This is a genomic window from Ramlibacter sp. MMS24-I3-19, from assembly GCF_050320135.1.
In the GTDB taxonomy this organism is placed as follows: domain Bacteria; phylum Pseudomonadota; class Gammaproteobacteria; order Burkholderiales; family Burkholderiaceae_C; genus Ramlibacter.
The window spans coordinates 640128-662844 of record NZ_CP190017.1 but is presented as its reverse complement, the minus strand read 5'-3'; the positions used below and the strand labels follow the sequence as shown (position 1 = coordinate 662844).

The following is a 22717-nucleotide window of genomic DNA, read 5'->3' as shown; positions in this document are numbered from 1 at the left end:
TGTTTGGTTTTCAGGAGCGAAGCATGAAACTGCTCATGGTCGACAACTACGACAGCTTCACCTTCAACCTGGTGCAGTACTTCGGCGAACTGGGCGCGCAGGTGGAGGTGTTCCGCAACGACGAGATCGATGTCGCAGGCATTGCCCAGCGCGCGCCGGATCGCCTCGTGATCTCGCCCGGTCCGTGCTCTCCCGCCGAGGCGGGCATCTCCGTCGAGGCGATCCGCCACTTCGCCGGCAAGCTGCCCGTCCTGGGCGTGTGCCTGGGCCACCAGGCGATCGGGGCGGCGTTTGGCGGCAAGATCATTCGCGCGCAGCAACTGATGCACGGCAAGGTCAGCGAGATCACCACCACGCGCGAAGGCGTGTTCGCAGGCCTGCCGGAGCGCTTCACCGTCAACCGCTACCACTCGCTGGCCATCGAGCGCGAGAGCTGTCCCGCCGACCTGGTGAAGACCGCGTGGACCGACGACGGCGAGATCATGGGCGTGCGGCATGCATCGCTGCCGATCCAGGGCGTGCAGTTCCATCCGGAGTCCATCCTCACCGAGCACGGCCATGCGTTGCTGAAGAACTTCCTGGAGCAGGCATGAACGCCGTTGTCGATCTGCGCAGCGACACCGTCACGCGGCCGACCCGCGCCATGCGCGAGGCCATGCTCGCGGCGCCGCTCGGGGATGACGTGTTCGGCGACGATCCGACGGTCAACGCGCTGCAGGAACGCATCGCCGGCCTGCTCGGTTTCGAGGCCGCGCTCTTCGTGCCCACTGGGACGCAAGGCAACCTGTGCGCGCTGCTGGCGCATTGCCAGCGCGGTGACGAGTACATCGTCGGCCAGCAGCAGCATTGCTACCGCTGGGAAGGCGGCGGCGGGGCGGTGTTCGGCAGCATCCAGCCGCAGCCGCTGGAGCACCAGCCCGACGGCACTCTGGCCCTGGCCGACATCGAGGCCGCGATCAAGCCGGACGATCCGCACTTCGCCCGCGCGCGGCTGCTGGCGCTGGAGAACACGCTCGGCGGGCAGGTGATGCCCATGGCGTACCTCGAGCAGGCGACCGCGCTCGCCAAGCGCAAGGGCCTGGGGCGCCACCTCGATGGCGCCCGCTTGTTCAACGCCGCCGTCGCGCAGGCGCATGCCAGCGGCTCGGACGCCTTCACGGAGGCGCGCCGGATCGCTTCGCTGTTCGACTCGGTGTCGGTGTGCTTCAGCAAGGGCCTGGGCACGCCGGCTGGTTCGGTCCTGTGCGGCGGCAAGGACCTGATCGCGCGCGCGCGGCGCGTTCGCAAGATGGCCGGCGGCGCGATGCGCCAGGCCGGCCTGCTCGCCGCAGCGGCCTCGCACGCGCTCGATGCGCACGTGGAGCGACTAGGGCAGGACCACGCGCTGGCCCGGCGGCTGGCCGAAGGGCTGGCCGGCATCGAGGGACTGCGGGTCACGGCACCGCAGACCAACATCGTGTTCGTCGACCTCACGGGCACCGCGCGCGAGCGATCGGCAGCGTTGCTCGATCACCTGCAGCAGCACGGCGTGCTCGCCACCGGCCTGTACCGCCTTCGCTTCGTGACGCACCTGGACGTCGACGAGGCGGGCATCGACCGCGCCACTCGCGCGATCCGCGGCTTCTTCGCTGCCTGAGCCCGCCATGCCCGACCTGCACCAGCTGCTGCTGTTCATGGCCGCCGGCTGGCTGCTGAATCTCACGCCCGGCCCGGACGTGCTGTACATCACCAGCCAGTCGCTGCGTGGTGGAGCGCGCGCCGGCATCGTCGCGGGGCTGGGCATCACGGCGGGCTGCTTCGTGCACGTGGCCGCCGCTGCCCTGGGCCTGGGCGCGCTGCTGGCGGCCTCGGCGATCGCGTTCAGCGTCCTCAAGTGGCTGGGCGCGGCCTACCTGCTCTGGGTGGGCGCGCGGCTGCTGCTGGCCCGCACGCCGCCCGCCACGGACCTGCAAGCCCTGGCGCGGCAGCAACCCGAGGTCGGGCTGCGCGCCGTGTTCCTGGGCGGCTTCTGGACCAACGTGCTCAATCCGAAGGTCGCGATCTTCTTCCTGGCCTTCGTGCCGCAGTTCATCGCGCCCGATGCCACTGACAAGACGCTGGCCTTCCTGCTGCTCGGCGCGCTGTTCAACATCAACAGCGTGCCGGTCAACACCGGCTGGGCGCTGGCGGCCGCGTGGATGGCGCGCCGCGGCGCCGTGCAGCGCAGCCTGCATTGGCTGGATCGCGCCGCCGGCGTACTGTTCATCGCCTTCGGCCTGCGCCTAGCCCTGGCCGACCTACCTTCCCGCTAACGAGGAGCTTCCATGTCCATCACCCCGCAGGAGGCGCTGCAGCGCACCATCGAGCACCGCGAGATCTTCCACGACGAGATGCTGAAGATCGTGCGCCTGATCATGAGTGGCGAGCTGTCGCCGGTGATGACCGCGGCGCTGATCACGGGGCTGCGCGTGAAGAAGGAAACCATCGGCGAGATCACCGCGGCGGCCGAGGTGATGCGCGAGTTCTCCACCAAGGTGCACGTGGTGGATCGCACGAACCTGGTCGACATCGTGGGCACGGGCGGCGACGGCTCGCACACCTTCAACATCTCGACCTGCTCGATGTTCGTCGCGGCGGCCGCCGGCGCCAAGGTGAGCAAGCACGGTGGCCGCAGCGTGAGCAGCAAGTCCGGCAGCGCGGACGTGCTGGAGAACCTGGGCGTGAACATCAACCTCAGGCCCGAGGCCATCGCGCGCTGCGTGCAGGAAGTGGGCATCGGCTTCATGTTCGCGCCCAACCACCATCCGGCGATGAAGAACGTGGCGCCGGTGCGCAAGGAACTGGGCGTGCGCACCATCTTCAACATCCTGGGCCCCCTGACGAATCCGGCGGGCGCGCCGAACATCCTGATGGGCGTGTTCCATCCCGACCTGGTGGGCATCCAGGTGCGTGCGCTGCAGCGGCTCGGCGCCGAGCACGCCTTGGTGGTTTACGGCCGCGACGGCATGGACGAAGTGAGCCTGGGCGCGGCCACCTTGGTGGGCGAACTCAAGGACGGGCAGGTAAAGGAGTACGAGATCCATCCCGAGGACTTCGGGCTCGCGATGGCCAGCAATCGTGCGTTGAAGGTCGAGACCGTCGACGAGTCGCGGGCCATGCTGCTGTCGGTGCTGGACAACCAGCCTGGGGCGGCGCGCGACATCGTGGTGTTGAACGCCGGCGTGGCGCTGTATGCGGCCAACGTGGCGCCCAGCATCCAGGACGGTATCGCCGCTGCGCGCACCGCGCTCGCGTCGGGTGCCGCCAAGGCGCGGCTCGACCGGCTGGTGGCGGTGTCCAACCAACTCGGGAGTTGAGGGCGATGGCGGACATCCTGGACAAGATCGTCGCGGTCAAGCGCGAGGAGATCGCGGCAGCCAAGAAGAAGGTGCCGCTGGAGGCCATGCGCGCCGACGCCGAGAGCCGCGTGCTCACGCGCGGCTTCGAGGACGCGCTGCGACGCAAGATCGCGGCGGGCCGCGCGGCCGTGATCGCGGAGGTGAAGAAGGCCAGTCCCAGCAAGGGCGTGCTGCGCCCCGACTTCATCCCGGCCGACATTGCGCAGAGCTATGCCGAGCACGGCGCGGCCTGCCTGTCGGTGCTCACCGACCGCCAGTTCTTCCAGGGCCGGCCCGATTACCTGAAGCAGGCCCGCGCCTCGTGCGACCTGCCGGTGCTGCGCAAGGACTTCCTGGTCGATCCGTACCAGGTCTACGAGTCGCGTGCGATGGGCGCCGACTGCATCCTGCTGATTGCCGCGTGCCTGGACGACGCGCTGATGGCCGAGCTGGAAGCCATCGCACGTGGCCTCGACATGGCAGTGCTGGTGGAAGTGCACGATGGTGCGGAGCTGCAGCGGGCGCTGAAGCTGAAGACGCCGCTGGTGGGCATCAACAACCGCAACCTGCGCACGTTCGAGGTCTCGCTCGACACCACGCTCGGGCTGCTCGGCGAGGTGCCGAAGGACAGGCTGCTGGTCACCGAGTCCGGCATCCTGGGCCCCGCGGACGTGCGCCGCATGCGCGAGGCCGGCGTGCATGCCTTCCTCGTCGGCGAGGCCTTCATGCGCGCCGACGAGCCGGGCGAAGCCCTTGCGGCACTGTTCGGCGGCTGAGGCGGTGGACCAGGCCAGCCTGCCGCTCGAGGCGGATGGGCCGCCGCGGCTGCGGGGCTGGGACCCTTCATCGCTGAGGCTCGCGCCGGGGTGGGAGCAGGTCGTCGGCGATTTCTTCGCCAGCGAGGCCGGCCGGGCACTCAGCACCTTCCTGCAGGCGCGGCTTGCCGCCGGTGCGGTGATCTACCCGCCGCGTCCGTTGCGTGCGCTGGAGACGACGGCCCTGGATGCCGTGCATGCGGTGGTGCTCGGACAGGACCCGTACCACGGGCCCGGCCAGGCCGAAGGCCTGGCCTTCTCGGTGGCGCAGGGCGTGAAGCTGCCGCCTTCGCTGCGCAACATCTTCAAGGAACTGCACTGCGATCGTCCGCAGTCACTGCCCACCAGCGGCTCGCTGCTGCGCTGGGCGGAACAGGGCGTGCTGCTGCTGAACGCGGTCCTCACCGTCGAGGACGGCCAGCCCGGCAGCCATGTGCGGCGCGGCTGGGAGGCGTTGACGGACGCCGTGCTGGCGCGAGTCGCTGCGCACGCGTCGCCGTGCGTGTACCTGCTGTGGGGTGCGCATGCACAGGCGAAAGCCGCGTTGATCGCGGCCACCGCAGCACGTCACGGGCGCGAGGCGTTGCTGCTGCAGGCCAACCATCCGTCCCCGCTCTCCGCGAGCCGCCCCCCGTGCCGTTCCTCGGTTGCGGGCATTTCGCGCAGGCGCGCGAATGGCTCGCGCAACGCGGGCTGCCGGGCTACTTCGCCTAGGAGCCGCGGCGACGCAGCAGCCGTGCCAGCCACGGCCGGAAACCACCAGGCGGCCGCGTGGCGCCGGATTCCGGCTGCGCCACCGACACGCGCGTGTCGTCGAGGTAGTCGCGCCGGATGTCCACCGTCCCGTGGTGACCCAAGGCGTCGTAGTGGCGCTGCAGCCAGTGCGTGGCTGCCTGCTGGCCGATGCGGAACAGCGTTTCGATCATCGCGGCGTCGGTCGAGGTCTTGGTGGATCCCGGGAAGGCACGGATCGCCTCGCCGCCATCGACGCGGTGCATGCGTACCGTCTTGAGGCTGGTCCCTCGCAGCGCGCCGGCGGCGATCAGCGAATTGACCGACTCGATCGTGTGCATCTGCGTCAGCAGGCTCGCGTTGAAGGTGAGTTCGTTCACACGGTCCTCGATGTCCGCCGAGCTCTGGGGCACGCCCGGCACGCGCAGCGGGTTGATCTGCACCAGCATCAGGTCGGCGCTGGTGCAGCCCTGGATCAGCGGCGTCAGCGCCGGATTGGCCGAGTAGCCGCCGTCCCAGTACGGCTCGCCTTGGATCTCGACGGCCTTGAACAACTGGGGCAGGCACGCGGAGGCCAGCACGGCCGCTGCGTCGAGGCGGGCGCCCGAGAAGATCACCGCGCGGCCAGTCGGCACGTGCGTCGCCGTCGCGAACACCTTCAGCGGGCCATCGGCCACGGCGTGGAAGTCGACCTGCTCGCGCAACAGGTCGCGCAGCGGGTTCAGGTCGAGTGGATTGGTCTGGTAGGGCGACAGCGACCCGCCCACGGCTTTGCTGAGCCAGTCACTGCCATGGGCCAGCGCTGCTCCACCCCAGAGGAGGCGTGCCCATTGGCGCTGCCAGGCGCCGAGCGCGTCCCACGAGCCGATGGTTTGCCACAGCCTCGCCAAGGCGTCGCGCGCACCCTGGCGTGGGTCATGCCCGGCCGCGCGCGCGGTCGCGTAGCCGCTGGCCAGCACCACGGCATTGACGGCGCCGGCGCTGGTGCCCGACAGGCCTTCGAGTGCGATGCGCGGATCGGCCAGGAATGCATCGAGCACGCCCCATGTGAATGCGCCGTGGGAGCCGCCGCCCTGCAGGGCCAGGTTGATGGTTCGCATGCCTCAACCCTGCAAGAACCATGCGGAACCGCCATGCGCGCCGCCGTTTGCCCCTGCGGCGGAGTGCAAAGGCTGGCCTGCGCCTTCACAACGTGGTATATTTCGAGGTTCGCCGGAGGGGTGCCCGAGTGGCTAAAGGGGGCAGACTGTAAATCTGTTGGCTTACGCCTACGCTGGTTCGAATCCAGCCTCCTCCACCAGAGCCTCGCAAGGGGCTCGGCGATGTGCAAGTGACGATCGAGTGGTAGCTGAAGGGAAGCTCGCAGCCGTGGGTTGCGGGGCCGCCAGGGGCTCGTGGATTGCGCCCGATGCGGGTGTAGTTCAATGGTAGAACCTTAGCCTTCCAAGCTAATGACGCGGGTTCGATTCCCGCCACCCGCTCCACAGGTTGTCGCATGCCGGCAGACGATGTGGTTGTCCCGAATGGGGCAAAGAATTCGCCCTTGTGGCTCAGTGGTAGAGCACTCCCTTGGTAAGGGAGAGGTCGCGGGTCCGATTCCCGCCAAGGGCACCAGTTTTTGATCGCTAAGGTTCTTTTCGGAAGGCGAAAAAATGGCAAAAGGTAAGTTCGAGCGCACCAAGCCGCACGTCAACGTGGGCACCATCGGCCACGTGGACCACGGCAAGACCACGCTGACGGCGGCCATCACCACGGTGCTGTCCACCAAGTTCGGCGGCGAAGCCAAGGCCTACGACCAGATCGATGCGGCGCCGGAAGAAAAGGCGCGCGGCATCACGATCAACACCGCGCACGTGGAATACGAGACGGCCAACCGCCACTACGCCCACGTGGACTGCCCGGGCCACGCCGACTACGTCAAGAACATGATCACCGGTGCTGCCCAGATGGACGGCGCCATCCTGGTGTGCTCGGCCGCCGACGGCCCGATGCCCCAGACGCGCGAGCACATCCTGCTGGCCCGCCAGGTGGGCGTGCCGCACATCATCGTGTTCCTGAACAAGTGCGACATGGTCGACGACGCTGAACTTCTCGAGCTGGTCGAGATGGAAGTGCGCGAGCTGCTGACCAAGTACGACTTCCCCGGCGACGACACCCCGATCATCCACGGCTCGGCCAAGCTGGCCCTGGAAGGCGACAAGGGCGACCTGGGCGAGAAGGCCATCATGAAGCTGGCCGACGCGATGGACAGCTACTTCCCCACGCCCCAGCGCGCGGTGGACGGCGCGTTCCTGATGCCGGTGGAAGACGTGTTCTCCATCTCCGGCCGCGGCACCGTGGTGACCGGTCGCGTCGAGCGCGGCGTGATCAAGGTCGGCGAGGAAATCGAGATCGTGGGCATCAAGCCCACCCAGAAGACCACCTGCACGGGCGTGGAGATGTTCCGGAAGCTCCTGGACCAGGGCCAGGCTGGCGACAACGTGGGCATCCTGCTGCGCGGCACCAAGCGCGAGGAAGTCGAGCGCGGCCAGGTGCTGTGCAAGCCGGGTTCCGTGAAGCCGCACACGCACTTCACGGCCGAGATCTACGTGCTGAGCAAGGACGAAGGCGGCCGCCACACGCCGTTCTTCAACAACTACCGTCCCCAGTTCTACTTCCGCACCACGGACGTGACGGGCGCCATCGAGCTGCCCAAGGACAAGGAGATGGTCATGCCCGGCGACAACGTGTCGATCACCGTCAAGCTGATCGCCCCGATCGCCATGGAAGAAGGCCTGCGCTTCGCCATCCGCGAAGGCGGCAAGACCGTCGGTTCCGGCGTCGTTGCCAAGATCATGGAGTGATTGGACGGAGGGGTATAGCTCAATTGGCAGAGCGTCGGTCTCCAAAACCGAAGGTTGTAGGTTCGATTCCTACTGCCCCTGCCACCTGAGTGGCGCCATCCAGAGCCCGTGAGGGCGACAGAAACCAGGCCCGTCCGCGTGACGGGCTCACTGTCTTGTAGAGACAGGCTTTTTTTCAGCAGGAACCAGCCTTTCCATGGCCACTTCGCAAGTTGAGACCGTCAGCACGGGCGCCGACAAGGCCAAGCTCGGCGCGGCGATCGCCCTCGTCATCGCATCGCTCGCGGGCTTCTACCTGCTTGGCCGCCAGGGCGCCGTCGCCCAGTGGGGCGCGCTCGTCGTCGGCCTGGCCGCGGCGTTCGTCCTCTTCATGGCCTCCGAGTCGGGCAAGGAGCTGGCCGCCTTCGGTCGCGATGCCTGGAAGGAAGTGAAGAAGGTCGTCTGGCCCACGCGCAAGGAAGCGATCCAGATGACTGCCTACGTGTTCGGCTTCGTGGTCATCATGGCGCTGTTCCTGTTCCTGACCGACAAGACCCTGGAGTGGGCCATCTATGACCTGCTCCTGGGCTGGAAGCACTAAATGAGCGATACCGATACGTCCGGCGCCGCCGACCAGGCCGCGCCCGCCAAGCCGGTCAACCCCGACCTGCGCTGGTACGTCGTGCACGCGTACTCGGGCATGGAGAAGGCCGTCGAGCGCAACATCCGCGAGCGCATCAATCGCGCGGGCATGCAGGACATGTTCGGCGAGATCCTGGTGCCCACCGAGGAAGTGGTCGAGATCAAGAACGGCCAGAAACGCACCTCCGAGCGCCGCTTCTACCCCGGCTACGTGCTGGTGCAGATGATCATGAACGACGACACCTGGCACCTGGTGAAGCACACCAACAAGGTGACCGGTTTCGTCGGCGGCGCCAAGAACCGCCCGGCGCCGATTTCCGAGGACGAGGTCGCCAAGATCCTCGGCCAGATGGAAGAGGGCGTGGAGAAGCCGCGCCACAAGGTCGAATTCGTGGTGGGCGAGTACGTGCGCGTCAAGGACGGCCCGTTCACCGACTTCAACGGCACGGTCGAGGAAGTCAACTACGAGAAGAGCAAGGTGCGCGTGTCGGTGACCATCTTCGGTCGCGCGACGCCCGTCGAACTCGAGTTCAGCCAGGTCGAGAAGACCTGAGCCGCCGGTTCGCGCTCGCCGACTCGGCGCGGACTGCACAAACCAAGAGTCGTTAACCCCGGGGAGCCGAGGTCGGAAGACCGAGGCGTTATCACCCGCAAGGAAAGCAAGACATGGCAAAGAAGATTGTCGGCTTCGTCAAGCTGCAAGTGCCGGCTGGCAAGGCCAACCCGTCGCCCCCCATCGGCCCGGCCCTGGGCCAGCGTGGCCTGAACATCATGGAGTTCTGCAAGGCGTTCAACGCCCAGACCCAGGGCGTCGAGCCCGGTCTGCCGCTGCCGGTGGTGATCACCGCGTTCGCGGACAAGAGCTTCACCTTCATCATCAAGACGCCCCCGGCGACCACCTTGATCAAGAAGGCGATCAAGCTGGACAAGGGTTCCAAGACCCCGCACAGCGACAAGGTCGGCAAGATCACCCGCGCCCAGCTGGAAGAGATCGCCAAGACCAAGCTGAAGGACATGAACGCGGCAAGCATCGACGCCGCCATCAAGACCCTCGCCGGCTCGGCCCGGTCGATGGGCGTCACCGTGGAGGGCGTGTAAATGGCCAAGCTCACCAAGAAGCAGAAAGCCCTCGAGGGCAAGGTCGACAGCAACAAGCTGTACCCGCTGACCGAGGCGATCACCATCGTCAAGGACGCGGCCACTGCCAAGTTCGATGAGTCCATCGACGTGGCGGTGCAGCTGGGCATCGACGCCAAGAAGTCCGACCAGGTCGTGCGTGGCGCCGTCGTGCTGCCCAACGGCACCGGCAAGACCAAGCGCGTCGCCGTGTTCGCCCAGGGTGCCAAGGCCGAGGAAGCCAAGGCTGCCGGCGCCGACGTGGTCGGCATGGACGACCTGGCTGCCCGCGTGAAGGCCGGCGACATGCCGTTCGACGTGGTCATCGCCGCGCCCGACGCCATGCGCGTGGTCGGCCAGCTGGGCCAGATCCTGGGCCCGCGCGGCCTGATGCCGAACCCCAAGGTCGGCACCGTGACGCCCGACGTCGCCACCGCTGTGAAGAACGCCAAGGCCGGCCAGGTGCAGTTCCGCGTCGACAAGGCCGGCATCGTGCACGGCACCATCGGCCGCCGTTCGTTCGACAGCGACAAGCTGCAGGGCAACCTGGCCGCGCTGATCGATGCGCTGAACAAGGCCAAGCCGGCATCGAGCAAGGGCGTCTTCCTGCGCAAGGTGGCCGTGTCCTCGACGATGGGTGTGGGCGTCCGCGTGGACATCCAGTCCCTGACGGCGCAGCAGGCGTAAGAGATTCCGGCCGCCGCGAGGTGGCCGGTGTGGTGGGCTGCCGGTCCGCAAGGAACCGGCAGGCCATCCAGGACCGTTGGCGCGGGACAACCCGCTTAATGGCCGGCCGCAAGGACGGCTGCCAACGCAGATGGCGATCCCGCCGAGATGGAATTCGAAGAGTTTCCTCGAGGTTTGGTCGCTGCAAGTGAAGCGCGCCGCGCGGGTGCAAACCCAAGGGGCGCATTGGAAGGAGTAGAGCTTGAGTCTGAATCGCAGTGAGAAGCAAGCGGTCATCGACGAAGTGACCGGCCTCGCCGCTAAAGCTCAAACGCTGGTGATGGCGGAATACCGCGGCATCACGGTCGCCGACATGACGAAACTGCGCAACGACGCGCGCAGCAAGGGCGTCAGCCTGAGTGTTCTGAAGAACACCCTGGCCCGCCGTGCTGTGGCCGGTAGCCAGTTCGAAGTCGTCGGTGACCAGATGACCGGTCCGCTGATCTACGGCTTCTCCGTGGACGCTGTGGCCGCCGCCAAGGTGGTGGCCGACTTCGCGAAGACCAACGACAAGCTGGTCATTCGCGGCGGCGCCTACGGCGGCAAGTCGCTGGACGTCAACGGCGTGAAGCAGCTGGCCAGCATTCCGAGCAAGGAAGTGCTGTTGGCCCAGCTGTGCGGGCTGCTGAAGTCGCCGATCTCCCGCACCGCCGTGGTGCTGGGCGCGCTGGCGGCGAAAAAGGGCGAAGCAACCGAGGCCGCCGCTGCTTGAGCGCCGGCCAACCAACCCAACCTTAGGAAACTGAAAATGGCATTCGACAAAGACGCATTCCTGACCGCGCTGGACAGCATGTCGGTCATGGAACTCAACGACCTGGTCAAGGCGATCGAAGAGAAGTTCGGCGTGTCCGCCGCCGCGATGGCCGCTCCGGCCGCCGGTGGTGGCGCTGGCGGCGGTGCCGCTGCGGCCGCGGAAGAGAAGACCGAGTTCACCGTGCAGCTGCTGGAAGCCGGCGCCAACAAGGTGTCGGTCATCAAGGCCGTGCGCGAGATCACCGGCCTGGGCCTGAAGGAAGCCAAGGACCTGGTCGACGGCGCTCCGAAGCCCGTCAAGGAAGGCATCGCCAAGGCCGACGCCGAGGCTGCCAAGAAGAAGCTGGAAGAAGCCGGCGCCAAGGTCGAACTCAAGTAATTCGTCCCTGGACCGGAGGCTGGAGGTGCCCGAAAGGGCCTCCAGCCTTTGGTGCTTCTAAAGGTGTGCGCTGAACGCACCCGAAAACACTGGTCCAATCGAGGGTTCCCCCCAGTGTTTTCGAGTGTCTTCTGACCCGACTGCAGAAGAGACCTTGGTTCGGGCCGTGTGCAATGCACGGCCGTCCGCCATGGTTGGTAGTGGCCAACCCGCCAAGCAACGCCGCCCCTCGCGCCCGGGGTGCGGCGCGTCAGTTGCGCAAGAGCTCATAGCCCGGAGATCTCATGGCCTATTCCTATACCGAACGCAAGCGTATCCGCAAAAGCTTCGGCAAACGCGACAGCGTCCTCGAGGTGCCGTACCTGCTGCAGATGCAGAAGGACGCGTACACCGCCTTCCTCCAAGCTGACACCGCGCCCTCCAAGCGCACCGTCGAAGGCCTCCAGGTCGCCTTCGATGCCGCCTTCCCGATCGTCTCGCACAACGGCTTTGTCGAGATGAAGTTCATCGAATACAACCTGGCCAAGCCCGCCTTCGACGTGCGCGAGTGCCAGACCCGTGGCCTCACCTACGCCTCGGCCGTGCGCGCCAAGGTTCAACTGATCATCTATGACCGCGAGTCGTCCACGCCGCAGTCCAAGGTGGTCAAGGAAGTGAAGGAGCAGGAGGTCTACATGGGCGAGGTGCCCCTGATGACCGACAAGGGCTCGTTCATCATCAACGGCACCGAGCGCGTGATCGTGTCGCAGCTGCACCGCTCGCCGGGCGTGTTCTTCGAGCATGACAAGGGCAAGACGCACAGCTCGGGCAAGCTGCTGTTCTCGGCCCGCATCATTCCGTACCGCGGCTCGTGGCTGGACTTCGAGTTCGACCCGAAGGACATCCTGTACTTCCGCGTCGACCGCCGCCGCAAGATGCCGGTGACGATCCTGCTGAAGGCCATCGGCCTGACGCCCGAGTCGATCCTGGCGAACTTCTTCGTCAACGACAACTTCCGCCTGATGGACAGCGGCGCACAGATGGAATTCGTGCCCGAGCGCCTGCGCGGCGAAGTGGCGCGTTTCGACATCACCGACAAGTCCGGCAAGGTGGTCGTGGCCAAGGACAAGCGCGTCACCGCGCGCCACACCCGTGAACTGGAGCAGTCCGGCACGACCCACATCTCCGTGCCCGAGGACTACCTCGTGGGCCGCGTCGTGGCCCGCGCGATCGTCGACCAGGACACCGGCGAGATCATCGCCAAGCCGAACGACGAACTGACCGAAGCGCTGCTGAAGAAGCTGCGCGCCGCCGGCGTGCAGGACCTGCAGGTGATCTACACCAACGAGCTCGATCAGGGCCCGTACATCAGCCAGACGCTGCGCATCGACGAGACCGTCGACGAGTTCGCCGCGCGCGTGGCCATCTACCGCATGATGCGCCCCGGCGAGCCGCCGACCGAGGATGCGGTGCAGGCTCTCTTCCAGCGCCTGTTCTACAACCCGGACACGTACGACCTGTCGCGCGTCGGCCGCATGAAGTTCAACGCCAAGGTCGGCCGCGACGAGAGCACCGGCCCGATGGTCCTGACCAACGAGGACATCCTCGCGGTGGTCAAGATCCTGGTGGACCTGCGCAACGGCCGCGGTGAAGTCGACGACATCGACCACCTGGGCAACCGCCGCGTGCGCTGCGTCGGCGAGCTGGCCGAGAACCAGTACCGCACCGGCCTGGCTCGCATCGAGAAGGCCGTCAAGGAGCGCCTGGGCCAGGCCGAGCAAGAACCGCTGATGCCGCACGACCTGATCAACTCCAAGCCGATTTCCGCGGCGCTCAAGGAGTTCTTCGGCGCGTCGCAGCTGTCGCAGTTCATGGACCAGACCAACCCGCTGTCCGAGATCACGCACAAGCGTCGCGTGTCCGCGCTCGGCCCGGGCGGCCTGACGCGCGAGCGCGCCGGCTTCGAAGTGCGCGACGTGCACGTCACGCACTACGGCCGGGTGTGCCCGATCGAGACGCCGGAAGGCCCGAACATCGGCCTGATCAACTCGCTGGCCCTGTATGCGCGCCTGAACGAGTACGGCTTCATCGAGACGCCGTACCGCCGCGTGCATGACGGCAAGGTCACCAACGAGATCGACTACCTGTCGGCCATCGAGGAAGGCAAGTACGTCATCGCGCAGGCCAACGCCACGCTCGACGCCGAAGGCCGCCTCACCGGCGAGCTGGTGTCCGCACGCGAGAAGGGCGAATCGATCCTGGTCGGCGCCGACCGCATCCAGTACATGGACGTGTCGCCGGCGCAGATCGTGTCGGTGGCCGCCTCGCTGGTGCCGTTCCTCGAGCACGACGACGCCAACCGCGCGCTGATGGGCGCCAACATGCAGCGCCAGGCCGTGCCCGTGCTGCGTCCCGAGAAGGCCTTCGTCGGCACCGGCATCGAGCGCGTCTCCGCGGTCGACTCCGGCACGGTGGTCACCGCCAACCGCGGCGGCGTGGTCGACTACGTCGATGCCACCCGCATCGTGGTGCGTGTCAACGACGACGAGGCGCTGGCCGGTGAAGTCGGCGTCGACATCTACAACCTGATCAAGTACCAGCGTTCCAACCAGAACACCAACATCCACCAGCGCCCGATCGTCAAGCGCGGCGACAAGATCGCCAAGGGCGACGTGGTGGCCGACGGTGCGTCCACCGATCTGGGCGAGCTCGCGCTTGGCCAGAACATGCTGGTGGCGTTCATGCCCTGGAACGGCTACAACTTCGAGGACTCGATCCTGATCAGCGAGCGCGTCGTCGCCGACGACCGCTACACCTCGATCCACATCGAGGAACTGGTGGTCATGGCGCGCGACACCAAGCTGGGCGCCGAGGAAATCACCCGCGACATCCCGAACCTGTCGGAGCAGCAGCTCAATCGCCTGGACGAGAGCGGCATCATCTACGTGGGCGCGGAAGTGATGCCGGGCGACACGCTGGTGGGCAAGGTCACGCCGAAGGGCGAGACCACGCTGACGCCGGAAGAAAAGCTCCTGCGCGCCATCTTCGGCGAGAAGGCGTCCGACGTGAAGGACACCTCGCTGCGCGTGGACCAGGGCTCGCAGGGCACGGTCATCGACGTGCAGGTGTTCACCCGCGAAGGCATCCAGCGTGACAAGCGCGCCCAGCAGATCATCGACGACGAGCTGAAGCGCTTCCGCCTGGACCTGAACGACCAGCTGCGCATCGTCGAGGCCGACGCGTTCGACCGCATCGAGAAGCTGCTGAACGGCCGCGTGGCCAACGGCGGCCCGCAGAAGCTGGCCAAGGGCACCAAGATCGACAAGGCATACCTGGCCTCGATCGAGAAGTACCACTGGTTCGATGTGCGCCCCGCCGAGGACGACATTGCCGCGCAGCTGGAATCGATCAAGAACTCGATCGAGCAGCAGCGCCACAACTTCGACCTGGCGTTCGAGGAGAAGCGCAAGAAGCTGACACAGGGCGACGAGCTGCCCGCGGGCGTGCTGAAGATGGTCAAGGTCTACCTGGCCGTCAAGCGCCGCCTGCAGCCCGGCGACAAGATGGCCGGCCGCCACGGCAACAAGGGTGTCGTGTCCAAGATCGTTCCGGTCGAGGACATGCCCTACATGGCCGACGGCACGCCGTGCGACATCGTGCTCAACCCGCTGGGCGTGCCTTCGCGCATGAACGTGGGCCAGGTGCTGGAAGTGCACCTGGGCTGGGCCGCCAAGGGCATCGGCCAGCGCATCGGCGACATGCTGCAGCAGGAAGCCAAGCAGGCCGAGCTGCGCAAGTTCCTCGACGAGCTGTACAACAAGTCCGGTCGCAAGGAAGACATCAGCAAGCTGTCCGACGAGGACGTGCTGGAGATGGCCGGCGAGCTCGCCAAGGGCGTCCCGTTCGCCACCCCGGTGTTCGACGGCGCGGCCGAGGCCGAGATCCGCGGCATGCTGCAGCTGGCCTTCCCCGAGGACATCGCGCAGCGCAAGGGCCTCACGGCTACCCGCACCCAAGCGCACCTGTACGACGGCCGCACCGGCGACCAGTTCGAGCGCCCGGTCACCGTCGGCTACATGCACGTGCTGAAGCTGCACCACCTGGTGGACGACAAGATGCACGCCCGTTCGACCGGCCCCTACAGCCTGGTCACGCAGCAGCCGCTGGGCGGCAAGGCGCAGTTCGGCGGACAGCGCTTCGGCGAGATGGAAGTGTGGGCGCTGGAGGCCTATGGCGCCGCGTACACGCTGCAGGAAATGCTGACCGTGAAGTCCGACGACGTGCAGGGCCGCACCAAGGTGTACGAGTCCATCGTCAAGGGCGAGCACGCCATCGAGGCCGGCATGCCGGAATCGTTCAACGTCCTGGTCAAGGAAATCAGGTCGCTGGGTCTCGACATGGAACTCGAGCGGTCTTAATTAGGAAGGGATTGAGTCAATGAAATCGCTACTCGACCTGTTCAAGCAATTCACGCCGGACGAGCATTTCGATGCCATCCGCATCGGCATGGCCTCGCCGGAGAAGATCCGTTCGTGGTCGTTCGGTGAGGTGAAGAAGCCCGAGACGATCAACTATCGCACCTTCAAGCCGGAGCGCGATGGCCTGTTCTGCGCCAAGATCTTCGGCCCGATCAAGGACTACGAGTGCCTGTGCGGCAAGTACAAGCGCCTGAAGCACCGCGGCGTGATCTGCGAGAAGTGCGGCGTGGAAGTGACCCAGACCAAGGTGCGCCGCGAGCGCATGGGCCACATCGACCTGGCCGCGCCCTGCGCGCACATCTGGTTCCTGAAGTCGCTGCCGTCGCGCCTGGGCCTCGTGCTCGACATGACGCTGCGCGACATCGAGCGGGTGCTGTACTTCGAAGCGTACGTCGTCACCGATCCCGGCATGACCCCGCTGAAGAAGTTCAGCATCATGTCCGAGGACGACTATGACGCCAAGCGCAAGGAATACGGCGACGAGTACGTCGCCAAGATGGGCGCCGAGGGCATCAAGGACCTGCTGGAAGGCATCGACCTCGACATCGAGATCGAGAAGCTGCGCGGCGACCTGACCGGCTCGGAAGTGAAGGTCAAGAAGAACGCCAAGCGCCTGAAGGTGCTGGAGGCGTTCAAGAAGTCCGGCATCAAGCCCAACTGGATGGTGATGGACGTGCTGCCCGTGCTGCCGCCGGACCTGCGTCCGCTGGTGCCGCTGGATGGTGGCCGCTTCGCGACCTCCGACCTGAACGACCTGTACCGCCGGGTCATCAACCGCAACTCGCGCCTGCGTCGCCTGCTGGAGCTGAAGGCTCCGGAGATCATCGCGCGCAACGAGAAGCGGATGCTGCAGGAAGCCGTCGACTCGCTGCTGGACAACGGCCGCCGTGGCAAGGCCATGACGGGCGCCAACAAGCGTGCGCTGAAGTCGCTGGCCGACATGATCAAGGGCAAGAGCGGCCGCTTCCGCCAGAACCTGCTGGGCAAGCGCGTCGACTACTCGGGCCGCTCGGTCATCACCGTGGGCCCGACCCTCAAGCTGCACCAGTGCGGCCTGCCCAAGCTGATGGCGCTGGAGCTGTTCAAGCCCTTCATCTTCTCGCGCCTGGAGGCGATGGGCATCGCCACCACCATCAAGGCGGCGAAGAAGGAAGTCGAGAGCGGCACGCCGGTGGTCTGGGACATCCTCGAGGAGGTCATCAAGGAGCACCCGGTCATGCTGAACCGCGCTCCGACGCTGCACCGCCTGGGCATCCAGGCGTTCGAGCCGATCCTGATCGAGGGCAAGGCGATCCAGCTGCACCCGCTGGTGTGCGCGGCGTTCAACGCCGACTTCGACGGCGACCAGATGGCCGTGCACGTGCCGCTGTCGGTGGAAGCGCAGATGGAAGCCCGCACGCTGATGCTGGCCTCCAACAACGTGCTGTTCCCCGCCAACGGCGAGCCGTCCATCGTGCCGTCGCAGGACGTGGTGCTGGGCCTGTACTACACGACCCGCGAGCGCATCAACGCCAAGGGCGAAGGCATGATCTTCGCCGACGTCGGTGAAGTCGTGCGCGCGCTCGACGCGGGCCAGGTCGAACTGACTGCCAAGATCAGCGTCCGCCTGACCGAGTGGAACAAGGACAAGGCCAGCGGCGAGTTCGTGCCTTCCACCAGCCTGGTCGACACCACCGTCGGCCGTGCCCTGCTGTCCGAGATCCTGCCCAAGGGCCTGCCGTTCTCGAACATCAACAAGGCGCTGAAGAAGAAGGAGATCTCGCGCCTGATCAACGTCAGCTTCCGCAAGTGCGGCCTGAAGGAGACCGTGGTCTTCGCCGACAAGCTGCTGCAGAACGGCTTCCGCCTCGCGACCAAGGCCGGCATCTCGATCGCCATCGACGACATGCTGGTGCCGCCGCAGAAGGCCGAGATCATCGGCCGCGCGGAGAAGGAAGTGAAGGAGATCGAGCAGCAGTACGTCTCGGGTCTCGTCACCGCCGGCGAGCGCTACAACAAGGTCGTGGACATCTGGGGCAAGGCCGGCGACGAAGTGTCGAAGGTCATGATGGCCCAGCTGGCCAAGCAGAAGACCCAGGACCGCAACGGCAAGGACGTGGAGCAGGAGTCGTTCAACTCCATCTACATGATGGCCGACTCCGGCGCCCGCGGCTCGGCCGCCCAGATCCGCCAGCTGGCGGGCATGCGCGGCCTGATGGCCAAGCCGGACGGCTCGATCATCGAGACGCCGATCACGGCCAACTTCCGCGAAGGCCTGAACGTGCTGCAGTACTTCATCTCCACCCACGGCGCCCGCAAGGGCCTCGCGGACACGGCGCTGAAGACCGCGAACTCCGGCTACCTCACGCGCCGCCTGGTCGACGTGACGCAGGACCTGGTCGTGACCGAGGACGACTGCGCCACCACCGATGGCTCGCTGATGCGCGCCATCGTCGAGGGCGGTGAAGTGATCGAGTCGCTGCGCGACCGCATCCTGGGCCGCACCGCGGCCGAGGACGTGGTGCACCCCGAGTCGCGCGCCGTCATCGTGGCCGCCGGCAACATGCTGGACGAAGACGCGATCGAGGAGCTGGAAGCCGCCGGCGTCGACGAGGTGAAGGTGCGCACCGCGCTCACCTGCGCCACGCGCTTCGGCCTGTGCGCCCGCTGCTACGGCCGTGACCTCGGCCGCGGCGGACTGGTGAACGTCGGCGAAGCGGTCGGCGTGATCGCCGCGCAGTCGATCGGCGAGCCCGGCACGCAGCTGACGATGCGCACGTTCCACATCGGTGGTGCCGCTTCGCGCGCTGCCATCGCATCGAGCGTGGAAGCCAAGTCCAACGGCGTGATCGGCTTCAACAGCACGATGCGCTACGTGACCAACGGCAAGGGCGAGCTGGTGGTGATCGCCCGCTCCGGCGAGGTCGTCATCCATGACGAGCACGGCCGCGAGCGCGAGCGCCACAAGGTGCCGTACGGCGCCACGCTGACCGTGAAGGCCGACCAGCAGGTCAAGGCCGGCACGATCCTGGCCAACTGGGACCCGCTGACCCGACCCATCATCACGGAGTTCGCCGGCAAGGTGAAGTTCGAGAACGTGGAAGAGGGCCTGACGGTCGCCAAGCAGGTCGACGAGGTCACCGGCCTGTCGACGCTGGTCGTGATCGACCCGAAGCGCCGCGGCTCCGCGAAGGTGGTGCGCCCGCAGGTGAAGCTGATCGACGCCAGCGGCGCCGAGGTCAAGATCCCCGGCACCGACCACTCGGTGACCATCGGCTTCCAGGTCGGCGCGCTGATCCAGGTGCGTGATGGCCAGGACGTGGCGCCCGGCGAAGTGCTGGCGCGCATCCCGATCGAAGGCCAGAAGACCCGCGACATCACGGGTGGTCTGCCGCGCGTCGCGGAACTGTTCGAAGCCCGCTCGCCCAAGGATGCCGGCATCCTGGCCGAGATGACCGGCACGGTGTCGTTCGGCAAGGAGACCAAGGGCAAGATCCGCCTGGTGATCACCGACCCCGAGGGCAACGAGTGGTCCGAGCTGGTGCCCAAGGAGAAGAACGTCCTCGTGCACGAAGGCCAGGTGGTGAACAAGGGCGAGAGCATCGTCGACGGCCCGGCCGACCCGCAGGACATCCTGCGCCTGCTGGGCATGGAGGAGCTCGCGCGCTACATCGTCGACGAGGTGCAGGACGTCTATCGCCTCCAGGGCGTGAAGATCAACGACAAGCACATCGAGGTGATCGTTCGCCAGATGCTGCGCCGTGTCGTGGTCGAGAACCCGGGCGAGTCGGGCTACATCGCCGGCGAGCAGGTCGAGCGTTCCGAGATGCTGGACACCAACGACCGCCTGCGGTCCGAGGACAAGATCCCGGCGACCTACAGCAACCTGCTGCTCGGTATCACGAAGGCCTCGCTGTCGACCGACTCGTTCATCTCCGCGGCCTCCTTCCAGGAGACCACCCGCGTGCTGACCGAGGCGGCCATCATGGGCAAGCGTGACGAGCTGCGTGGCCTGAAGGAGAACGTCATTGTCGGCCGCCTGATCCCCGCGGGCACCGGCATGGCGTACCACGCGGCGCGCAAGGCGAAGGACGCGATGGACGAGGCCGAGCGCCGCGCCATCGCCGAATCCGAGGCGGCCGAACTGGCCAGCATCGGTGCCGACGCCGCGGCGCCGGAAGCCACGGAAGGCGCCGGCGGCGAGTAATCGCACCGCTTCGGTAGACTCGACGCCCCACCCCTTCGCGGGGGTGGGGCGTTTTTCTTGCCGCACATGCCCTCCACGCTTGTCTCCTCGATCGCCGGCGCCGTGCTCCTGTTCTGGGGCGTGGGCGCCTACAACCGCCTCGTGCGCCTGCGTGGCGAGGCCAACACCGCATTTGCCGAACTCGATGGACACCTGCAGCGCCAGGTGGAGCTGGTGGATGCCGTGGTCGGCGAGGAGCCCGAGTCGATCTTCGAAGGCGCGCAGTCGTCGTTCTGGGGCGGGCTGCAGGGCGCGGCGGCACAGTTGCGCGCGTCGCTGGCCGCGGCGCGGCAGCGGCCGCTGGATCCCGAACGCATCGCCGCACTCGGCTCGGCGCAGAAGGTGCTGGTGGTCGCCTGGGAGCGCGCCGAGCGCGACGACGCACACGACCTTGCGGGCGCCCGTCTGCCCGAAACGCTGACGGGGCAGCGCGCCCAGCTCACCTCCAACTGCATCGCGGGGGCCGAGCGCTTCAGCCGCGCGGTGGACAGCTACAACGAGGCCATCGCGCAGTTTCCGGCGGTGCTGCTGGCGGCGCTGTTCGGCTTCCGCCCGGCACGGCGGATGCCGCCGATGCCCGCGCCCAAAGGCCCCGCGGTTTGACAGTGTCTTTTGCGACGGGCCATCATCGTTGCCCTTCGTCGACAACAACCAGGAGAGTGAGATGCTGCGCATCAACGACACGGCCCCGAATTTCACGGCCGACACCACCAAGGGGAAGATCGATTTCCACCAGTGGATCGGCGACCAGTGGGCGATCCTGTTCTCGCACCCGAAGGACTTCACCCCGGTCTGCACCACGGAGCTGGGGTACATGGCCCGCATCGAGCCCGAATTCACCAAGCGCAACGCGAAGCTGATCGGCCTGTCGGTGGACCCGGTCGACAGCCACAGCCGCTGGCTCGGCGACATCGAGGAGACGCAGGGCGCGAAGGTCAACTACCCGATCATCTCGGACAACGACCTCACGATCTCCAAGCTGTACAACATGTTGCCGGCCGAAGAGACGACATCGGATGGCCGCACTGCGACGACCAACCAGACCGTGCGCTCGGTGTTCGTCGTCGGGCCCGACAAGAAGATCAAGCTGATGCTCACGTACCCGATGACGACCGGGCGCAACTTCGACGAGATCCTGCGCGTGCTTGACTCGATGCAGCTGACCGCCAAGTACAAGGTGGCCACGCCGGCCAACTGGAAGCAGGGCGAAGACGTCATCATCGCGGGCTCGGTGTCCGACGAGGACGCCAAGAAGCTCTTCCCGCAGGGCTGGAAGGCGCCGAAGCCCTACCTGCGCGTGACCAAGCAGCCGGGCACCTGATCGCGCGTTGAGCACCATCCCCCTCTGGCGGCAGCTTCAGGCTGCCGCTTCCGTCTTGGGCGCCGTGCGTGCGGGTGAGTCCGCCACGCCCGCCATTGCGCGTGTCGAAGCAGACCTGCGTGCCGCTGCGCAGGCGCTGGCCTTCCAGGCACTGCGACAGCTCGGTCGGGCGGAAGCCCTGCAGCACCAGCTCGCACGTCGCGCCCCGCCACCAGCGGTGCAGGCGCTGCTGTGCACGGCCCTGGCGCTGTGCTGGCGCGAGGACCAGGCGCCGTACACGCCCTTCACGCTGGTGGACCAGGCGGTGGAAGCGGCCAAGCGCTCGGCCACCACGCAGGCGCAGGCAGGATTCGTCAATGGCTGCCTGCGGCGATTCCTGCGCGAGCGGGACGCCCTCGTGGCTGCAACCGACAAGGACCCGGTGGCGCGGTGGAACCATCCGCGGTGGTGGATCGATCGCCTGCGACAGGACCATCCCGATCGTTGGGAGCTCATCCTGCAGGCGAACAACACGCCGGCGCCGATGACCTTGCGCGTGAATGCACGCCAGGCAAGTCGCGACGAGGTGATCGCGCGCTACGCGGCCGAAGGCATCGAGGGCACGCCGGTCGGAGCCTGGGGCATCGCACTTGCGCAGCCGCGGCCGGTGCATGAACTGCCAGGCTTCGACCAGGGCCTGGTCTCGGTCCAGGACGGCGCGGCGCAAATCGCGGCGCCCCTGCTTCTCGAGGGGCTGGAGCGCCCTGCGGACCGGCCATTGCGCGTGCTGGACGCATGCGCGGCGCCGGGCGGCAAGACAGCGCACATCCTGGAACTGGCCGATGCCGACGTGACCGCGCTGGAACTCGACCCCGTCCGCGCGCGCCGCATCGACGACACCCTGCAGCGTCTTGGCCTGCGCGCGCGCGTGGTCGCGGCCGATGCAGGGGATGTGCGGGCGTGGTGGGACGGGACACCATTCGACGCCATCCTGCTCGATGCGCCGTGCACGGCCTCGGGCATCGTCCGCCGCCATCCCGACGTCCGGTGGCTGCGGCGGCCCGGCGACGTCGCGCAACTGGCCTCCCAGCAGGCCCGGTTGCTGGACGCGCTCCGGCCCCTGGTGGCCCCCGGCGGCAGGCTGCTCTACTGCACTTGTTCGGTGTTCCGGGCCGAGGGCGAGGCCCGTATCGAAGCGTTTCTTGCGCACAACAAAGCGGCCCAAATGCGGCCCGGCCCAGGCCATTTGCTTCCGGGGCTGGCGGGAAACGGCAACCCCGTCCGGGACAATCCCTGGAGTGACCACGACGGTTTCTTCTACGCCCTGCTGGACAAGGGCCTGCCAGAGGCCCGGCCGACTGCGCCCGTTCCTTGAGCGGGCGCTGCATGCTGTC

18 protein-coding genes, 4 tRNA genes and 1 pseudogene are annotated in these 22717 nt (G+C 67.0%); 22 read left to right on the top strand and 1 reads right to left on the bottom strand.

Going from position 1 to position 22717, the window contains the following annotated elements:
• The first annotated feature begins 23 nt into the window (after positions 1 to 23).
• The 6 genes and pseudogenes from ACPWT1_RS03240 (at position 24) to ACPWT1_RS03215 (ending at position 4885) form a co-directional block, all read left to right on the top strand.
• Positions 24 to 593 (top strand): anthranilate synthase component II, encoded by a 570-nt coding sequence (locus ACPWT1_RS03240; protein WP_427913982.1) that lies wholly within the window; start codon positions 24 to 26, stop codon positions 591 to 593.
• Positions 590 to 1636: a low-specificity L-threonine aldolase gene (gene ltaE, locus ACPWT1_RS03235; protein ID WP_427913981.1), complete on the top strand. Its 1047-nt coding sequence runs from the start codon at positions 590 to 592 to the stop codon at positions 1634 to 1636. Before ACPWT1_RS03240 ends, ltaE begins: the two co-directional genes overlap by 4 nt.
• Positions 1637 to 1643: 7 nt before the next feature.
• Positions 1644 to 2291, top strand: coding sequence for a LysE family translocator (locus ACPWT1_RS03230; protein WP_427913980.1), 648 nt, complete (start codon positions 1644 to 1646; stop codon positions 2289 to 2291).
• Positions 2292 to 2303: 12 nt separating this feature from the next.
• Positions 2304 to 3335, top strand: coding sequence for an anthranilate phosphoribosyltransferase (trpD, locus tag ACPWT1_RS03225; protein ID WP_427913979.1), 1032 nt, complete (start codon positions 2304 to 2306; stop codon positions 3333 to 3335).
• Between the two features lie 5 nt (positions 3336 to 3340).
• Positions 3341 to 4132 carry an indole-3-glycerol phosphate synthase TrpC gene (gene trpC, locus ACPWT1_RS03220; protein WP_427913978.1) on the top strand — a complete coding sequence of 264 codons (792 nt, stop codon included), beginning with the start codon at positions 3341 to 3343 and terminating at the stop codon, positions 4130 to 4132.
• A 49-nt stretch (positions 4133 to 4181) separates the two neighbouring features.
• Positions 4182 to 4885, top strand: a pseudogene (locus ACPWT1_RS03215) (uracil-DNA glycosylase).
• On the opposite strand, the gene ACPWT1_RS03210 reads toward ACPWT1_RS03215, so the two are convergent.
• A complete protein-coding gene (locus ACPWT1_RS03210; RefSeq protein WP_427913977.1) occupies positions 4882 to 6003 on the bottom strand; it encodes a patatin-like phospholipase family protein in 1122 nt (373 codons plus the stop codon). The pseudogene ACPWT1_RS03215 and the gene ACPWT1_RS03210 sit on opposite strands and share 4 nt — an antisense overlap.
• A gap of 114 nt (positions 6004 to 6117) precedes the next feature.
• Between ACPWT1_RS03210 and ACPWT1_RS03205 the strand changes: the two genes are divergently transcribed.
• The 16 genes from ACPWT1_RS03205 to rsmB all read left to right on the top strand — a co-directional run bounded on the left by ACPWT1_RS03205 (position 6118) and on the right by rsmB (position 22698).
• Positions 6118 to 6203 (top strand) — tRNA-Tyr (locus tag ACPWT1_RS03205).
• Positions 6204 to 6313: 110 nt separating this feature from the next.
• Positions 6314 to 6387 (top strand) — tRNA-Gly (locus tag ACPWT1_RS03200).
• Between the two features lie 55 nt (positions 6388 to 6442).
• Positions 6443 to 6517: transfer RNA gene (locus tag ACPWT1_RS03195), tRNA-Thr, on the top strand.
• 38 nt (positions 6518 to 6555) lie between these two features.
• Complete coding sequence (gene tuf / locus ACPWT1_RS03190; protein WP_427913976.1) at positions 6556 to 7746, top strand: elongation factor Tu; 1191 nt, start codon at positions 6556 to 6558, stop codon at positions 7744 to 7746.
• 8 nt (positions 7747 to 7754) lie between these two features.
• Positions 7755 to 7830: transfer RNA gene (locus ACPWT1_RS03185), tRNA-Trp, on the top strand.
• A gap of 112 nt (positions 7831 to 7942) precedes the next feature.
• Entirely contained in the window at positions 7943 to 8326 is a 384-nt protein-coding gene (gene secE / locus ACPWT1_RS03180; RefSeq protein WP_427913975.1) for a preprotein translocase subunit SecE, read from the top strand.
• Positions 8327 to 8920: a transcription termination/antitermination protein NusG gene (gene nusG / locus ACPWT1_RS03175; RefSeq protein WP_427913974.1), complete on the top strand. Its 594-nt coding sequence runs from the start codon at positions 8327 to 8329 to the stop codon at positions 8918 to 8920.
• A gap of 113 nt (positions 8921 to 9033) precedes the next feature.
• Positions 9034 to 9465 (top strand): 50S ribosomal protein L11, encoded by a 432-nt coding sequence (rplK, locus tag ACPWT1_RS03170; RefSeq protein WP_427913973.1) that lies wholly within the window; start codon positions 9034 to 9036, stop codon positions 9463 to 9465.
• Complete coding sequence (gene rplA / locus ACPWT1_RS03165; RefSeq protein ID WP_427913972.1) at positions 9466 to 10170, top strand: 50S ribosomal protein L1; 705 nt, start codon at positions 9466 to 9468, stop codon at positions 10168 to 10170.
• A gap of 241 nt (positions 10171 to 10411) precedes the next feature.
• Complete coding sequence (rplJ, locus tag ACPWT1_RS03160) at positions 10412 to 10921, top strand: 50S ribosomal protein L10 (RefSeq protein ID WP_427913971.1); 510 nt, start codon at positions 10412 to 10414, stop codon at positions 10919 to 10921.
• A 36-nt stretch (positions 10922 to 10957) separates the two neighbouring features.
• Positions 10958 to 11341, top strand: a complete 384-nt coding sequence (rplL, locus tag ACPWT1_RS03155) for a 50S ribosomal protein L7/L12 (RefSeq protein WP_427913970.1) — start codon at positions 10958 to 10960, stop codon at positions 11339 to 11341.
• A 284-nt stretch (positions 11342 to 11625) separates the two neighbouring features.
• Positions 11626 to 15738, top strand: a complete 4113-nt coding sequence (gene rpoB, locus ACPWT1_RS03150) for a DNA-directed RNA polymerase subunit beta (protein ID WP_427913969.1) — start codon at positions 11626 to 11628, stop codon at positions 15736 to 15738.
• Between the two features lie 19 nt (positions 15739 to 15757).
• Positions 15758 to 19984: a DNA-directed RNA polymerase subunit beta' gene (rpoC, locus tag ACPWT1_RS03145; RefSeq protein WP_427913968.1), complete on the top strand. Its 4227-nt coding sequence runs from the start codon at positions 15758 to 15760 to the stop codon at positions 19982 to 19984.
• A gap of 66 nt (positions 19985 to 20050) precedes the next feature.
• A complete protein-coding gene (locus ACPWT1_RS03140; protein ID WP_427913967.1) occupies positions 20051 to 20626 on the top strand; it encodes a LemA family protein in 576 nt (191 codons plus the stop codon).
• A gap of 61 nt (positions 20627 to 20687) precedes the next feature.
• A complete protein-coding gene (locus ACPWT1_RS03135) occupies positions 20688 to 21344 on the top strand; it encodes a peroxiredoxin (RefSeq protein WP_427913966.1) in 657 nt (218 codons plus the stop codon).
• 16 nt (positions 21345 to 21360) lie between these two features.
• A complete protein-coding gene (rsmB, locus tag ACPWT1_RS03130) occupies positions 21361 to 22698 on the top strand; it encodes a 16S rRNA (cytosine(967)-C(5))-methyltransferase RsmB (protein ID WP_427915498.1) in 1338 nt (445 codons plus the stop codon).
• The last annotated feature ends 19 nt before the right edge of the window (positions 22699 to 22717 follow it).

Excerpts from the sequence above, each read along its gene's own strand:
- ACPWT1_RS03240 (WP_427913982.1), top strand. The coding sequence starts at position 24 with ATGAAACTGCTCATGGTCGACAACTACGACAGCTTCACCTTCAACCTG.
- nusG (WP_427913974.1), top strand. The coding sequence starts at position 8,327 with ATGAGCGATACCGATACGTCCGGCGCCGCCGACCAGGCCGCGCCCGCC.
- ACPWT1_RS03140 (WP_427913967.1), top strand. The coding sequence starts at position 20,051 with ATGCCCTCCACGCTTGTCTCCTCGATCGCCGGCGCCGTGCTCCTGTTC.
- tuf (WP_427913976.1), top strand. The coding sequence starts at position 6,556 with ATGGCAAAAGGTAAGTTCGAGCGCACCAAGCCGCACGTCAACGTGGGC.
- ACPWT1_RS03135 (WP_427913966.1), top strand. The coding sequence starts at position 20,688 with ATGCTGCGCATCAACGACACGGCCCCGAATTTCACGGCCGACACCACC.
- trpD (WP_427913979.1), top strand. The coding sequence starts at position 2,304 with ATGTCCATCACCCCGCAGGAGGCGCTGCAGCGCACCATCGAGCACCGC.
- rplL (WP_427913970.1), top strand. The coding sequence starts at position 10,958 with ATGGCATTCGACAAAGACGCATTCCTGACCGCGCTGGACAGCATGTCG.
- ACPWT1_RS03230 (WP_427913980.1), top strand. The coding sequence starts at position 1,644 with ATGCCCGACCTGCACCAGCTGCTGCTGTTCATGGCCGCCGGCTGGCTG.
- rplK (WP_427913973.1), top strand. The coding sequence starts at position 9,034 with ATGGCAAAGAAGATTGTCGGCTTCGTCAAGCTGCAAGTGCCGGCTGGC.
- rplA (WP_427913972.1), top strand. The coding sequence starts at position 9,466 with ATGGCCAAGCTCACCAAGAAGCAGAAAGCCCTCGAGGGCAAGGTCGAC.
- rpoC (WP_427913968.1), top strand. The coding sequence starts at position 15,758 with ATGAAATCGCTACTCGACCTGTTCAAGCAATTCACGCCGGACGAGCAT.
- rpoB (WP_427913969.1), top strand. The coding sequence starts at position 11,626 with ATGGCCTATTCCTATACCGAACGCAAGCGTATCCGCAAAAGCTTCGGC.
- ACPWT1_RS03210 (WP_427913977.1), bottom strand. The coding sequence starts at position 6,003 with ATGCGAACCATCAACCTGGCCCTGCAGGGCGGCGGCTCCCACGGCGCA.
- secE (WP_427913975.1), top strand. The coding sequence starts at position 7,943 with ATGGCCACTTCGCAAGTTGAGACCGTCAGCACGGGCGCCGACAAGGCC.
- trpC (WP_427913978.1), top strand. The coding sequence starts at position 3,341 with ATGGCGGACATCCTGGACAAGATCGTCGCGGTCAAGCGCGAGGAGATC.
- ltaE (WP_427913981.1), top strand. The coding sequence starts at position 590 with ATGAACGCCGTTGTCGATCTGCGCAGCGACACCGTCACGCGGCCGACC.